At 71.6% G+C, this 14,950-nt stretch carries 11 protein-coding genes and 1 tRNA gene; 4 read left to right on the forward strand and 8 right to left on the reverse strand.

Features of this window, described 5'->3' with window-relative positions; all coding sequences use genetic code 11:
- Positions 1-85: 85 nt before the first annotated feature.
- The gene (locus tag AB0H21_RS37450) at positions 86-1,252 is read right to left on the reverse strand and encodes a nitric oxide synthase oxygenase (protein ID WP_358526310.1); all 1,167 of its coding nucleotides are present in this window, start codon (positions 1,250-1,252) and stop codon (positions 86-88) included.
- A 394-nt stretch (positions 1,253-1,646) separates the two neighbouring features.
- A tRNA-Asn gene (locus AB0H21_RS37455) sits at positions 1,647-1,722 on the reverse strand.
- Between the two features lie 215 nt (positions 1,723-1,937).
- Between AB0H21_RS37455 and AB0H21_RS37460 the strand changes: the two genes are divergently transcribed.
- Positions 1,938-2,237, forward strand: a complete 300-nt coding sequence (locus tag AB0H21_RS37460) for a YtxH domain-containing protein (protein ID WP_358526312.1) — start codon at positions 1,938-1,940, stop codon at positions 2,235-2,237.
- 216 nt (positions 2,238-2,453) lie between these two features.
- Here AB0H21_RS37460 and AB0H21_RS37465 read toward each other — a convergent pair whose 3' ends face one another.
- The 3 genes from AB0H21_RS37465 to dnaG all read right to left on the reverse strand — a co-directional run bounded on the left by AB0H21_RS37465 (position 2,454) and on the right by dnaG (position 6,472).
- Positions 2,454-2,933 (reverse strand): hypothetical protein, encoded by a 480-nt coding sequence (locus tag AB0H21_RS37465; protein ID WP_358526314.1) that lies wholly within the window; start codon positions 2,931-2,933, stop codon positions 2,454-2,456.
- A 395-nt stretch (positions 2,934-3,328) separates the two neighbouring features.
- Positions 3,329-4,432, reverse strand: coding sequence for an RNA polymerase sigma factor RpoD (gene rpoD / locus AB0H21_RS37470; RefSeq protein ID WP_358526316.1), 1,104 nt, complete (start codon positions 4,430-4,432; stop codon positions 3,329-3,331).
- A 177-nt stretch (positions 4,433-4,609) separates the two neighbouring features.
- Positions 4,610-6,472, reverse strand: a complete 1,863-nt coding sequence (gene dnaG / locus AB0H21_RS37475) for a DNA primase (RefSeq protein WP_358526318.1) — start codon at positions 6,470-6,472, stop codon at positions 4,610-4,612.
- Positions 6,473-6,614: 142 nt separating this feature from the next.
- Here dnaG and AB0H21_RS37480 point away from each other — a divergent pair, with 142 nt between their 5' ends.
- Complete coding sequence (locus AB0H21_RS37480) at positions 6,615-7,562, forward strand: peptidoglycan DD-metalloendopeptidase family protein (protein ID WP_358526372.1); 948 nt, start codon at positions 6,615-6,617, stop codon at positions 7,560-7,562.
- A gap of 15 nt (positions 7,563-7,577) precedes the next feature.
- On the opposite strand, the gene AB0H21_RS37485 is transcribed toward AB0H21_RS37480, so the two are convergent.
- Together AB0H21_RS37485 and ppdK are read right to left on the reverse strand one after the other, a co-directional pair.
- Positions 7,578-8,816, reverse strand: coding sequence for a deoxyguanosinetriphosphate triphosphohydrolase (locus AB0H21_RS37485; RefSeq protein WP_358526320.1), 1,239 nt, complete (start codon positions 8,814-8,816; stop codon positions 7,578-7,580).
- Positions 8,817-8,984: 168 nt separating this feature from the next.
- Entirely contained in the window at positions 8,985-11,645 is a 2,661-nt protein-coding gene (gene ppdK, locus AB0H21_RS37490; protein WP_358526321.1) for a pyruvate, phosphate dikinase, read from the reverse strand.
- A gap of 545 nt (positions 11,646-12,190) precedes the next feature.
- Here ppdK and AB0H21_RS37495 point away from each other — a divergent pair.
- Positions 12,191-13,144 carry a D-isomer specific 2-hydroxyacid dehydrogenase family protein gene (locus AB0H21_RS37495; RefSeq protein WP_358526323.1) on the forward strand — a complete coding sequence of 318 codons (954 nt, stop codon included), beginning with the start codon at positions 12,191-12,193 and terminating at the stop codon, positions 13,142-13,144.
- Between the two features lie 60 nt (positions 13,145-13,204).
- On the forward strand, positions 13,205-13,990 hold the full coding sequence (locus AB0H21_RS37500; protein WP_358526325.1) for an aminotransferase class IV family protein: 786 nt from the start codon (positions 13,205-13,207) through the stop codon (positions 13,988-13,990).
- Between the two features lie 82 nt (positions 13,991-14,072).
- Here AB0H21_RS37500 and AB0H21_RS37505 read toward each other — a convergent pair whose 3' ends face one another.
- Positions 14,073-14,936 (reverse strand): PHP domain-containing protein, encoded by an 864-nt coding sequence (locus AB0H21_RS37505; protein ID WP_358526326.1) that lies wholly within the window; start codon positions 14,934-14,936, stop codon positions 14,073-14,075.
- Between the last annotated feature and the right edge of the window lie 14 nt (positions 14,937-14,950).

A 14,950-nucleotide genomic window follows, 5' to 3' on the forward strand; every position in this document is an offset into this window, starting at 1 on the left:
GGAGAGACCGCTACCGAATATAGTTCTACACGCCCATGCGGACTCGCACCAAGGCCGTGCCCATGGCCTCGCTCCGCTGGGCGGTTCAGTGCCCGTCGTCGGTTTTGCGGGGGTGGTGGACGAATGCCGGGGTGAGATGGACGTCGTCGTAGTACCGGTGGAAGACCGGCGTGAGCGAGCCCGAGAGCGGCGGGACGATCCAGGACCAGTCGGCCGGGCAGACGCGCCCGGAACGTTCCTCGCGCTCCAGATGGGCCATGAACCGGCGGGCCTCGGTGTGGTGGTCGGTGATCGTCACGCCCGCCCGGGTGAACGAGTGCAGCACGGCCACGTTCAGCTCGACCAGCGCGTGGTCCTTCCACAGGGTGCGGTCGCTGGAGGTGTCCAGGCCGAGCCGCTCGGCCACCACGCCCAGGCGGTTGTACCGGTCCTCGTCGGCGAGGTTGCGCGCCCCGATCTCCGTCCCCATGTACCAGCCGTTGAACGGCGCGCAGGGGTAGCAGACGCCGCCGATCTCCAGGCACATGCCGGAGATCGCGGGCACGGCGTGCCAGCGCAGCCCGAGGTCGGCGAACCACGGGTAGGCGGGGTGTTCGAGCGGGACCTCCAGCACCGCGTCGCCCGGAATCGCCGCCAGCAGCGGCGGGCGGTCCCCCGCCTCGATCACGAGCGGGAGCACGTCGAAGTCGGTCCCGGGGCCGCCGGGCCAGCCGAGGCGCCGGGCGGTGGCGGTGAGGGCGGCGTTGCGCGCGTCTCCGGCGACGGCCTCCCCCTGCGGGCCGACGTACCCGGCGTACCGGATGAGCTGCTCGTTCAGAATCCTCGGCCCGGGACGTCCCGGACGGTCCTGGTCGAAGACGGTGATCGTCGGACGGACGCGCCCGTCGCCGGTCGCCTCGCGCAGGTGGCGGACGCACTCGCCCGCGACCCCCTCGGCGGTGTGCACGGACCGGCGGTCCCGCACCCGCAGCGAGCGCCAGTACAGGCGGCCGATGCACCGGTTGCTGTTGCGCCAGGCCACCCGCGCGCCGAAGACCAGTTCCTCCGGGGTGTGGGTATAGGTGCCGTATCGGGCGATCTGCGAGGTGACCTCCCGTAATCGCGGCCGCAGCGGCCCCGCGGAGGGGTTCTCCGCGTGGAAGAGCCGGAGGAACGCCTCCGCCTGGGCCGGGTCCACCGGCCCGGTGCCGGCCCCCTCCCGGTGCGCCGGCGGCGCCGGAGGCCCGGCGTCCGGGGCCATGCCGCCGCACACCGCCTCACCTACGGGCCCCTCGGGGGCGCGGGACGGGGTACGGCGTCGAGATTTCCACCACACGAGCATGCGAGAACCACCAGGGTGCTTACACGGGCGCCGCGCACCTTCCGGGGGTGCGAGCGTCCTGCGCGCAGCGGCCCTTCCCCGCTGCCCTGGGCATGATCCGCGGCCGCCGTACGGTCGTGGCCTCCCACACGGACGCACCCGCTCACGGTGTGCGGCGGGTCGTGCGCGATATGCCACGAAGCACGGCAGACCCACATCTTCTGCCATCGCAGATGATTTGTCCGGAGGTTCCGGAGATTCCCAGGTGGACGGACGGCGTCCGGGGCGAGAGGGGGTCAGGAACGGCGACAGCCCCAGGACGATGGTCACTGGGGCTGCTGGAGCGTGGCTCCCGCGATAGGACTCGAACCTATAACCTGCCGGTTAACAGCCGGCTGCTCTGCCGATTGAGCTACACGGGATCGCGCACGTCGCCCGGAGGATTTTCAGGCCCTTCCTTGCGGCGCGGAACTAGATTAGCGCATTCCGGAGGGTGCGTGTCGCACTCGATCACCCCTCTCATGGGTGGGAGGGGGGCTCCTCGCCCGAACGCGGGGCGAGTTCAGACCATAACCGCACGCTGCCGGGGTAGGGGACCGGGAAGCGGAGATGCCAGCCGCACCGGAGGTGTGAGTAGATGCGATATCGATTGACGTTCACCGTGGGCCTGGCCGTCGGGTACGTCCTCGGCAGCCGGGCGGGCCGCGAGCGCTACGAGCAGATCAAACGCGTGGCGCAGCGGGTCGCCGACAGCCCCGCCGTCCAGCAGGCCGCCGGCCTGGCGGGCGCGCAGGCTTCCAAGGCCGCCGAGGTCACCAGACACAAGCTCGGCGACGTCCTCGGCGACAGGGTGCCGTTCCTGCACAAGAACGGCTGGGCCGCCCAGGACGACACCGGGACCGGCTGGCCCGACAGCGAGGTCGAACGCGTCACCTGACCGGGAGCCGACCGGATGCGACCGGTTCGAGCGGTGTGACCGTTGTAACCGGTCCGGAGCGAACGAGGCCCGCGCGCGACGCGGGTTTCGTTCGTTCCGGTCGCGCGGGCCGCCTCAGACGCCGCGCGGTCCGATCGCGAAGGCCGCCTCCGACGCCGCGCGGTCCGATCGCGAAGGCCGCCTCCGACGCCGCACGGCCGGGACGCGAAGGCCGCCTCAGATGCCGAGGTTGCGGCGCAGGTCCTCCAGCACCTGCTCGGCGGCGGCGCGCAGCCCCGGGTCGGAGGCGTCGAGCCCGGGGTCGAACACCAGCTCCCACAGCGCGTCGTCCCGCCCTGGCACCCGGCGGGCGACCAGCCGCACGCCCCCGCGCTCCCCGAGCCGCACGTGCCGGTTGACCAAGATGGACGAGGTGACCCGCTCGCGCACCGCCTCGGGCAGCCGGCCGGGCTCGGGCAGGGAGACCCGCCACTCGCCGCCGTCGGTGGCCACGACCTGCAGCCCCTCCTCGTCCCACTGGGCCCGGTCGATGCGGTACCAGGGCAGCGGGCTCTCGCCCGGCAGGCGCAGGGCGCGGTCGGTGGCCACGACGTAGCCGCCGTCCGGCGTCCGGGCGTGGACCAGCGCCCGCTCCCCCGGCTCCAGCGTGACGCCGGCCTCCGGGGGCAGGGCGCGGGAGCCCCAGGGAAGTCTCATGCGTGAAAGCTACCGGTCGGGCGCGCCCGGGGTGCGGGCGGCCGAGCCGTAGGGGTCGCCCTCCTGAGGACCCGCGCCCGGTCCACGGCCTATGGCCTGTGAAGCCCTGGACCGGACGCGGGCCGTGTTCGTGTCGCCCATGTGTGCCCGTGTGCGCCCATCATCCCCCGCCGCCGCCGAATGTGAAGCCCTTCATTGGGCGGCATGATTCATTCGGCCCGCCAAAGGAGAATCCGCCGGCTCTTTTCACACCATTGAATCACGACCTGAAATATGTCGGAATCATATACGAGATCGAGCTAAGAATTTGCCGCGTGGAATTCCCGGGGAACGCGGGGGCGCACGGCGGGGACGGCGATCGGGATGGCCTCCCGGTCGCCGTCCCGGCACCGCGTTCAGTCGAGATAGTCGCGCAGCATTTGCGCGCGGGTCGGGTGGCGCAGTTTGGCGAGCGTCTTGGACTCGATCTGCCGGATGCGCTCGCGCGTCACGCCGAACTCCCGCCCGACCTCCTCCAGCGTCCTCGGATGCCCGTCGGACAGGCCGAAGCGCAGCTGGATGATCCGCTGCTCGCGGTCGGAGAGGGTGGCGAGGATGTCGTCGAGCTGGTCCTGCAGCATGATGAACGCGGCGGCCTCGATGGGCACGACGGCGTCGGCGTCCTCGATGAAGTCACCGAGGTCGGAGTCCTCCTCGCCGATCGGCGACTGCAGGGACACCGGCTCCTGGGCGATGCGCTGGATCTCGACCACCCGGTCCACGGGCAGGTCCATCTCCAGGGCGATCTCCTCGGGGGCGGGCTCCCGGCCGAGGTCCTGGTGGAGCTGGCGCTGCACGCGGACGAGCTTGTTGATGGTCTCGACCATGTGGACCGGGATGCGGATCGTCCGCGCCTGGTCGGCGATGGCGCGGGTGATCGCCTGGCGGATCCACCAGGTGGCGTAGGTCGAGAACTTGTAGCCCTTGGTGTAGTCGAACTTCTCGACCGCGCGGATCAGGCCCAGGTTGCCCTCCTGGATCAGGTCCAGGAACAGCATGCCGCGCCCGACGTAGCGCTTGGCGATCGACACCACCAGCCGCAGGTTGGCCTCGATGAGCCGCTGCTTGGCCCGGACGCCCTCCCAGACCAGCTCCTCGAACTCGGGGGTGGCGAGCCGGCACCCGACCTCGCAGAGCTTGTCCTCGGCGAACAGCCCGGCCTCGATGGCCTTGGCGAGCTCGACCTCCTCCTCGGCGGTCAGCAGTGGCACCCTGCCGATCTCGCGGAGGTAGATCCGGACGAGGTCGCTGGTCGGCGCGCGCTTGCCGACGTCCTCCTCGTCGGGGCGGACGGTGTCGTCGTCGCCCTGGGGCTCGAGCACCTCCACACCCTTTTCGGCGAGCATCCGCACGACGCGCTCCAGCGCGTCGGGTGGCAACTCGGAGCGGTCGAGCGCGGCGGCGACGTCGTCGACCGTGACGCTCCCGCGCTCTCTTCCTCTGGCGACTAGATCCGCCACCTGGTCTACCGATGGCGGTCCACTTGGCAGCACCGATGTACCCACGGCACATAGTCTGCTGTATAGGCACCGTAAAACGGCAGGCCCTATTTTTGTCACCGATGGTAAGCCGAATTCATTACCGAATCGATATCAACCAAATGTTTGGCCATGGCGATGAGCGGAAAGTAAAGATTCTTATGCGCCGACGGCTCGTTCTCTTAACACGCGGCGTTGTTGTTCGAGCGCCACGAGTTCCCCGAACAGACGGTTGTACTCCTGCTGCTGCTCGACCGGGTTGAGCCGCTCCATCTTCGCCTTGACCTGAACGAGCGCGCGCGTCACCGCGACCTCCGACAGCCGCGCCAGGACGGCCGCGCCGTAGCGTTCCTCGCCCTCCAGGTCGGCCCGCAGCGGCTCGACGGCGAACCTCGTCACCAGCGCGCGCAGCGCGTCGTCGTTCGTGGTGCCGAGCAGGACGTCGACCCAGTCGCGCCCGCCCGGGCCGCCGGTCGCCGTGCCCCCCGCCTCCATGATCAGCCCGTACAGCGCGGCGTGCCCGGGGACGGTGAACGCCCCCGCGCCGAGCGCGTCGAACTCCGGCCCCATGAGGGCGGGACGCTGGACGGCGAGCTTCAGCGCCTCGGACTCCAGCCGGACGGCGGGGTCGGCCGGGTCGGGCGGGCGCGGCGCGGCCCGCCGCCCGCCGCGCTCGGGGGCGGCCGGGCGCCCGCCCCCGGCGACCTCCTGGATGCGGCGCAGCACCAGCCGCTCGTCCATGAACCCGAGCCAGCGGTCGAGGTCGACGGCGTACCGCCCGCGCAGGGCGAGGTCCTTGATGCCGGCCACCAGGGGCGCGGCGGCGTCCAGCGCGGCCAGGCGGCCCTCGTTGGTGTCCAGCTCGTACCGGGAGATCACGCTGCGGATCGCGAACGCGAACAGCGGCTCGCGCCCGGCGATCAGGTCGCGCACCGCGCCGTCCCCCTGCTTGACGCGAAGGTCGCACGGGTCGAGGCCGTCGGGCTGGACGGCCACGAAGGTCTGGGTGACGAACTTCTGCTCGTCGGCGAAGGCGCGCAGGGCGGCCTTCTGCCCCGCCGAGTCGCCGTCGAAGGTGAACACGACCTCGCCGCGGAACTCGGCCTGGTCGAGCAGGAGCCGCCGCAGGACCTTGATGTGCTCCTCGCCGAAGGACGTGCCGCACGTGGCGACCGCCGTGGGCACGCCGGCCAGGTGGCAGGCCATCACGTCGGTGTACCCCTCGACGACGACGGCCTGCGAGCGCTTGGAGATCTCGCGCTTGGCCAGGTCGATGCCGTAGAGCACGGTGCTCTTCTTGTAGATGGGGCTTTCGGGGGTGTTGAGGTACTTCGGCCCGTCGTCGCTTTCGAGCAGCTTGCGCGCGCCGAAGCCGATCGTCTCGCCGGTGATGTCGCGGATCGGCCAGACGAGCCGGCCGCGGAAGCGGTCGACAGGACCGCGGCGGCCCTCGCGGGCCAGGCCGCCCTTGATGACCTCGGCCGCGGTGAAACCCCGGGCGAGCAGGTGGCGGGCCAGGCGGTCCCACTCGGCGGGGGCGTACCCGACCCCGAAGTGCTCGGCGTCGACCCGCTCGAAGCCCCGCTCGGACAGGAAACGGCGGCCGGGGGCGGCCTCGGGGTCCGACAGGAGCGAGACGTAGAACTCGGCGGCGACCCGGTGGGCATCGATCAGGCGGCTGCGCTCGCCGTGCTCGCGCCCCGGGACGTACCCGCCCTGCTCGTAGCGCAGCTGGATGCCCGCGCGCTGCGCGAGCCGCTCGATCGCCTCGGCGAAGGACAGATGCTCCAGCTTGCGGACGAACGTGATGACGTCCCCGCCTTCGGCGCACCCGAAGCAGTACCAGTAGCCGCGCGAGGGCGTCACGTTGAAGGACGGCGACTTCTCTTCGTGGAAGGGGCACAACCCTTTGAGATTGCCGCCGCCCGCGTTGCGGAGCTGGATGTGCTCCCCCACGACGTCGGCGATCGATGAGCGCTCACGCACGAGCGCGATGTCCTCGTCACTGATCCGCCCTGCCACGCCGCGAGTCTACGACTCACCGCCGACAAGCTGGGCGCAAGCTGCCCGGGATGGGTGATTTTCCGTGAATAGGTCGTGGCGAGCTTGGAGGTCGGTTAGAAAGGAAACGCTCGATTTCGGTAACGTCACACAGGTGGAGATCATGCGATCGGGGCGACTCGCCGCCATTGCCGCGACGGTGCTCGTCACCGCGGCCTGCGCCGCCCCGTCCGGGGTGGCCGGCATCAGCACGCTGGCCACCACCTCCCCGCAGGCGCCACCGAGCGACACAGGCGCACCAGGCGACACGGGCGCACCGAGCGACACGGAGGCATCGAGCGACACGGGCACGCCGAGCCCGTCCCCGAGCGCCGGCCGGGGAGAGATCGACGCGGCCACGCTGAAGTCGTCCGGGGAGCCCACCGGCGCCGCGACCCCGCGCCCGAAGGTGACCCCTCCCCGGGGCGACGAGCCGGTCCCCGTGCCCCCGCCCAAGGTGTCGCGCTTCACCTACGCCTTCCCGGTGAAGGGGTGCCGGGTCAGCTACGCCCACCAGCAGCTCGTCCTGCCCAAGAGCACGATCTGGGCGGGGAAGGGCTGCGCGTTCGTCGCGCCCGTCGGAGGCGTGGTGCACGAGGTCAACACCAACAACCGCTGGACGGCCTCCACCGACCACGGCGCCGACCGCGAGGGCCGGTTCGTCTCGATCATCGGTGACGACGGCGTGCGCTACCTCGGAGGCCACCTCGACGCGGTGGCGCAGGGCATCCGGCCCGGGGTCCGGGTGAGCGCGGGCCAGGTGCTCGGCCAGGTCGGCGACTCGGGCAACGCCAAGGGCCAGGGCACCAACCTGTACTTCGCGCTCTCGTGGTCGACGTCCTCCAAGTACTGGTGGGTGCGCCGGGGCATGGTCGACCCCTGGACGTACCTGGACGCCTGGCTGAGCGGAAACCCCACGGTGTCCCCCGCCGCGCGGGTGGCGGCCGAGCGCGCCGCGGCCGGGGCGGCGCCTCCCTGCCGCACGCTCTGCGCGTCCAAGCCGCAGAAGAAGCCGACCCGCAAGCCCGTGCCGACGCAGACCGCCGACCCCTCCGAGGTGCGCCGGGGCTAGGGTCCCGCGCGCCGTCTACAGGCGCGTGCCGAGGCCGCGGTGCAGGCTCACCGCCGAGACGTCGGTGAGCGAGGCGATCTGGTCGACGACCACGCGCAGCCGGCCGGCGTCGTCGGCGGCCTCGGCGAAGGCGGGACGCAGGGCCGGTTCCAGCGTCCCCGGCGCGCCCAGCATGATCATCGAGGCGAGCTCGGCGATCAGCTCGCGCTGCCGGGCCATGTTGGCGTTGTGGTCGTCCCTGGCCATCACGTAGTGCGCCGTCAGCCCCTTGAGCAGCGCGCACTCCAGGCGGGTGCTGCGCGGCACGACCAGCTCGGCCCCGTGCCGGGTGAGCGCCTCCCGTCCGTACGCCTCGCGCGTGGCGGCCTGCGCGGACAGGCAGAACCGCCCGATCAGTCCGCTCGTGAACGACTTCAGCGCCACCAGGTCGCCCATGGTGCCCTCAAAGCGCCGCGGCCACAGCGGCTCCTCGATCAGCCGGGCGAAGGTCTCCTCCAGCTCGGTAAGGCCGCTGTCGCCCGCGTACCACTTGAGCGTGCGCTCGCACACCTCCCGCCGCTCCTCCGCGTCGCCGAACTGCGCGGGCAGGATGTGGCCGGAGTGCAGGGCGTCCTCCAGGTCGTGCACGGAATAGGCGACGTCGTCCGACCAGTCCATGACCTGCGCCTCGAAGCTGACGCTCTCGGCCGGGGAGTCCTGGCGGACCCAGTCGAAGACCGGCAGGTCGTCGGCGTAGACGCCGTACTTGGCGCCGTGGGCGGAGGTCCAGGGGTACTTCAGCGCGGAGTCGAGCGCCGCGCGGGTGAGGTTCAGCCCGGCGCTGCGCCCGTCGGCGGTCAGCACCTTGGCCTCCAGCCGGACGAGCAGGCGCAGGCTCTGGGCGTTGCCCTCGAACCCGCCGCACCGGGCGGCCAGTTCGTTGAGCGCGGTCTCGCCGTTGTGGCCGAAGGGCGGGTGGCCGAGGTCGTGGGCCAGGCAGGCCGTTTCCACCAGGTCGGGGTCGCATCCGAGCGCCTTGCCCATCTCCCGGCCGATCTGGGCGCATTCGAGCGAGTGGGTCAGGCGGGTGCGGGGGATGTGGCGGCCGTGGTCGGGGAACTCTCCGGGCCCGACGACCTGCGTCTTTGCCGCGAGCCGCCGCAGCGCCGCGCTGTGCAGCACGCGCGCGCGATCGCGTTCGAACGCGCTGCGCTCGGGGTTGCCGGCGGGTTCCGGCACCCATCTGGCCTGGTCGAACTGGTCATAGCCTCTCATCGGTAGCGGGATGCTACCCCCGGGACGGGTCCGCCATTACTAACATGCGGGAAACTCACGGCGTCACTGACATTTCCGAAGTATGCGCAGATCAAAGTGCCCGTACGATCCCCCTGCCGGTCGGCCCGCACACCCCGGTCCGGGCCACCGCCCGGACCGGTTCGCGTCTCATCGGGTATCGGAGCCCCCGCCCGCCAGCGCCGCGCGCCCCGCCTCCAGCCGGGCCACCGGCACCCGGAACGGCGAGCAGGACACGTAGTCCAGCCCGATCTCGTGGCAGAAGTGCACCGACTCCGGGTCGCCGCCGTGCTCGCCGCAGATGCCCAGCTTGATGTCCGGACGAGTCGCGCGGCCCTCCTCGGCCGCGATCCGCATCAACCGGCCGACGCCGCTCCTGTCGATCGTCTCGAACGGGGACACGCCGAAGATGCCGAGATCCAGATAGCGCGAGAAGAACGCGGCCTCGACGTCGTCGCGGGAGAACCCCCACGTCATCTGGGTCAGGTCGTTGGTGCCGAACGAGAAGAAGCGCGCCGCCTCGGCGATCTGCCCGGCCGTCAGGGCCGCGCGCGGCACCTCGATCATCGTGCCGATCAGCGCGTCGACGCCGGTCTCCGCGAGGATGCGCTCGGCCTCGTCCCGCACGCCCTCCAGCTCCTGGACGGCGCTCACCAGCGGGATCATGATCTCGGCGCGGGGGTCTCCCCCGGCCGCGCGCCGCTCGGCCACGGCCTCCGCGATCGCCCGCACCTGCATCGTGAACAGGCCGGGGATCACCAGGCCGAGGCGCACGCCGCGCAGGCCCAGCATGGGGTTCTGCTCGTGCAGCCGCTTGACCGCCGCCAGCAGCCGCTGGTCGCGCGGCGTGGCGTCGTCCCCGGCGACGGCGATCTTCACCGACAGGGTCGTGAGGTCGGGCAGGAACTCGTGCAGCGGCGGGTCGATCAGCCGGATCGTCACCGGCAGCCCGTCCATCGCCTCGAAGATGCCCGCGAAGTCCGACTTCTGCAGCGGCTCCAGCGCGTCGAGCGCCGCCCGCTGCTCCTCCGGCGACTCGGCCAGGATCAGATCTTCGACGAGCTTGCGCCGGTCGCCGAGGAACATGTGCTCGGTGCGGCACAGGCCGATGCCCTGGGCGCCGAACCTGCGGGCGCGGGCGGCGTCCTCGGGGGTGTCGGCGTTGGCGCGTACGGCCATGCGGCGGCGCTCGTCGGCGTGGCGCATGAGCCGGTCGACCGCCTGGACGAGCTCGTCGCGCTCCTGGCCCGTGCCCTCGAAGTACTCCACGACCGGGGACGCGACGACGGGGACCTCGCCGAGGAACACCTCGCCGGTGCCGCCGTCGATCGAGATGACGTCGCCCTCCTCGACCGTCACGCCGCCGGGCGCGGTGAACCGCAGCCCCTTGGCGTCGACCTCCAGTTCCTCGGCGCCGCACACGCACGTCTTGCCCATGCCGCGGGCGACCACGGCGGCGTGCGAGGTCTTGCCGCCCCTGCTGGTCAGCACGCCCCTGGCGGCGATCATGCCGGCCAGGTCGTCCGGGGTGGTCTCGCGGCGGACCAGGATCACGTCCTCGCCCTCGGCGGCAAGCTCCTTGGCGCGCTCGGAGGAGAACACCGCCCTGCCGACCGCCGCGCCGGGCGAGGCGTTCATGCCCTTGGCGATCAGCCGACGGTCGGCACCCCCGTCGAAACGGGGGAACATGAGCTGGGCGAGCTGGGCGCCGGAGACCCGGCCGACGGCCTCGTCCAGGTCGATGAGGCCCTGGTCGACGAGCTGGGTCGCGATGCGGAACGCCGCCGCCGCCGTGCGCTTGCCCACGCGGGTCTGCAGCATCCACAGCTTGCCGCGCTCGATCGTGAACTCGATGTCGCACAGGTCGCGGTAGTGGTCCTCCAGCGTCTTCATGATCTCCAGGAGCCGCCGGTAGGACGCGGGGTCGATCTCCTCCAGCCGCTGAAGCGGGACCGTGTTGCGGATGCCCGCGACGACGTCCTCCCCCTGGGCGTTCTGCAGGTAGTCGCCGTACACGCCCTGCTGGCCCGAGCCGGGGTCGCGGGTGAAGGCGACGCCCGTGCCGGACTCCATGCCGAGGTTGCCGAAGACCATCGCCACGATGTTGACCGCCGTGCCCAGATCTTCGGGAATGCGCTCCTGGCGGCGGTAGATGATCGCACGCTGGGCGTTCCAGGAGTCGAACACCGCCTGGACGGCCCGGCGCATCTGCTCGCGCGGGTCGGACGGGAAGTCGCCGCCGGTGTGCTCGCGGACGATGCCCTTGTAGGTGTCCACCAGGCCGCGGAAGTCCGCCGCGTCCAGATCGAGGTCGCTGCTCACGCCCTTGCGCCGCTTGACGTCGTCGATCGCGGTCTCGAACAGGTCGCCCTCGAGGCCGAGCACCGTCTTGCCGAACATCTGGATGAGCCGGCGGTAGGAGTCCCACGCGAACCGCTCGTCCCCCGCCTGGGCGGCAAGGCCCTGGACGGACTCGTCGTTGAGGCCGATGTTGAGGACCGTCTCCATCATGCCGGGCATGGAGTACTTCGCCCCGGAACGTACGCTGACGAGCAGAGGGTCGTCAGCGGCGCCGAGGCGCTTGCCCATCCCCTTCTCCAGCGCCTCCAGGTGGGTCTCGGCCTCCTCGGCGAGCCCGGCGGGGAGACCGCCCTCGCGCAGGTAGCCGCGGCACGCCTCGGTGGTGATCGTGAACCCCGGAGGCACGGGAAGACCCAGGTTCGTCATCTCCGCGAGATTGGCACCCTTACCACCGAGAAGATCTCTGAGATCTTTGTTGCCCTCGGTGAAGTCGTACACGTATTTGGGCACTCGAGCTCCTTCAACGACTTCAACGGCGACGGTTCCGCCTCGTTGCGGGGACTCTACCTATGATTCCTCGGAGGAAACGGCACCCCCGTTTCCGGGGGACGTCTTCCCTGCTAGACCCCAATATAGCGGTCTAATCCATTCCCCCGAGGAGGCCCATGGGAGGGAAACTCATGCAGCCAGGGGAATGGTGTATACCAATTCACGGAAGGGTGGCGGTAGATTCACCGCCGATTCAGGGCCACCCACATTGGTGTAGACCATTTCCGGAGACGCGCGGCGGATTAGCGTCTTATCCCTGTGGCCCGGCGGGGCGTGTACGGCGGTCGGATACGGGCGCGCACGGCACCGCGCCGCCCATCACGGGAAGGACCGCAGGGGGGCCGCGAGCGCTACAGCAAGTGGCGCAGGACCCCGGAGTCGGCGACGATCACCACGCCGATCACCACGAACACCGACGGGACGATCCACACGCCGTGGCGCTCCACCAGGCCGACGATCTTGGGATGGGAGCCCAGCCGAATCCGGGGCGCGACAGAATGTCCGTCGTGGAAGCACGAATCGCAATAGTCCCCTCCGCCGGCCCGGAAGCCGCCGTCCATCCCGACGCCGAACGGGCGCTCGCCCCGATCAAGGAGGCCGTGGCCCACGGCGGCGGCACCGTCGTCCCGCTCGCCGAGGCGAACGGGCTCGTGTGGCTCGTCCCCGCGCGGCCCGACCTGCTGGAAGAGACCCTGGACGCCCACCCGGGCATCCGGTGGGTGCAGTTCCCGTGGGCGGGGGTGGAGGCGTACGCGGCGGCCGGGGTGTTCCGCGGCGAGGTCGTTTTCACCTGCGCCAAGGGGTCCTACGCCGGGCAGGTGAGCGAGCACGCGCTCCTTCTGACGCTGGCGTGCCTGCGCCACATCGCCCGCCAGGCGCGGACGCCGGGGTGGCTGCCCATACCGCCCAACTCCCTGAGCGGGCGGAAGGTGACGATCCTGGGCGGCGGGGGCATCGCCGAGGAGCTCGTCCGGCTGCTCCAGCCGTTCGGCTGCCACATCACGGTCATCCGCCGCCGCCCGGACAAGCTGGACGGCGCCGACGAGACGCTGCCGTCATCGGCCCTGCACGAGACGCTTCCCGAGACGGACGTGCTGGTGCTCGCGCTCGCCCTCACCGCCGGGACGCGGCACGTGATCGGCCGCCCGGAGCTGGCGCTCCTCCCGCCGCACGCCGTGATCGTCAACGTGGCCCGCGGCGCCCACATCGACACCGAGGCCCTGGTCGACGCGCTGCGCGAGGACCGCGTCGCCGCCGCGGGCCTGGACGTGACCGACCCCGAACCGCTCCCCGGCGGCCACCCCCTGTGGAACGACCCGAGGGTGCTGATCACCTCACACTGCGCCGACTCCCCCGAGTACGTCACCCGCATGCTGTGCGAACGAATCCGACGGAACGTCCACCACCTACGCGAGTCCCACCCGCTGGAGGGCCAGATCGACCCGGCGGCCGGCTACTGACCCACCCCTGAGCGGAACGGGAGGGCGAGGGACGTCCGTGGGGATGCCAGGATGGGCGGCATGATGGAGTTGAACGGCCGGCCGGTCGGCGTCGAGGAGCTCGGGGCGCTGGCGCTGTACAACTACGGGCACTTCACCACCATGCGGGTGGAGGACGGGCGCGTCCGGGGGTTGTCGCTCCATCTGGAGCGGCTGCTCGGCGACTGCCGGGTCCTGCACGGCGCCGATCTCGATCTCGATCGCGTCCGCCATCTGGTCCGGCGCGTGGCGACGCCGGGCACGCCGCTGATCGTGCGCGTGACCATCTTCGACCCCGGGCTGGACCTCGCGCGTCCGGCCGTGAAAGCCCACCCGGAGATCCTGGTCAGCACCCGTCCGGTTCCCGGTGACCTGCCCCCGCTCGTCCTCGGGACGACCGAGTACCAGCGCGATCTTCCCGAGGTCAAGCACTCCGGGCTGTTCGGGCCGGTCCTCCACCGGCGGTTCGCCCTGGCCGGCGGCTACGACGACGCGCTGTTCACCGACGCGCGCGGACGGGTGACCGAGGGGCCGACCTGGAACATCGGCTTCGTCCGCGACGGCCGCGTGCTGTGGCCGGAGAACGACCGCCTCCCCGGCGTGACCATGCGGCTGCTCCAGCAGGTCGCGGACCGCGCGGGCGTCCCGTCCGCCATGGCCGCCGTCGACCTCGGCGACCTGCCCGGTATGACGGCGGCTTTCGTCACCAACTCCGCGATCGGCGTGCGCCCCGTGCGCTCGATCGACGGGGCCGAGCTGCGGCCGGACGAGCCGATCATGACCACCCTGCGCCGCGAGTACGCCGCCCTCCCCGGTGAGCCGCTCTGACCGCAGGACGACGACCGTCCACGGGTCGCTGGCGCCGGCCCGTGAACGCCACGTTCCCAGGCCGTCCCGCCCGTCGTGGGGGTTACGGCTTTGGGGCGCCGTGGGCGGGGGGTATGCCGGTGGCGGTGGACACCAGGTCTTCGTAGACGTCCGGTGCGGTGGTGTAGGCGCCGAGGCGGACGGTCTTGTTGTCGCCGTGGTAGTCGCTGGAGCCGGTGACGCGCAGGCCCAGGTCGCGGGCCAGCGCGCGCGTGTGCGCGGCGTCCTCGGGCGAGTGGTCCGGGTGGTCGGCCTCGATGCCCCACAGGCCCGCGCCCGCGAGGCTCACGATCAACGCGTCCGGCAGGACGTGACCACGGCTGCCCGCCATCGGGTGGGCCAGCACGGAGACGCCGCCCGCCTCGCCGATCAGCCGGATCGCGGTCAGCACGTCGATGTCGGTCTTGGGCAGCCGGTAGCGCCCTCCCAGCCATTCCGGGCCGAACGCCTCGTCCACCGAGCCGACGAGGCCCCGCGCGACGAGCGCACGGGCGATGTGCGGGCGGCCCACCGTCCCTCCGGCCACCAGCCCGCGCACCTCGTCCATGGCGAGGGTGACGCCGTCGGCGTTGAGATGATCGACGATCGCCTCGGCGCGCATGTCGCGCGACCGGCGTACGCGGGCCAGTTCGGCGGTCAGCTCCTCGTGGCCGGGGTCGAACAGGTAGGCCAGCAGGTGCAGGCCGATCGACGGCTCGCTGCGGTACCAGCGGCCCGACAGCTCGGCGCCGAACACCAGCGTCAGCCCGGGCGGGACGGCGGACGCCGCCCGGTTCCACCCGGCGGTGGTGTCGTGGTCGGTGAGCGCGATCACGTCCAGCCCGGCCCCGGCCGCCTCCCGCAGGAGGACGTCCGGGGCGTCGGTGCCGTCGCTCGCGGTGGAGTGCGTGTGCAGATCGATCCGCATGGTCCGAGCCTGTC

This window comes from Sphaerisporangium sp. NPDC051011 (genome assembly GCF_040653595.1).
Taxonomy (GTDB): domain Bacteria; phylum Actinomycetota; class Actinomycetes; order Streptosporangiales; family Streptosporangiaceae; genus Sphaerisporangium.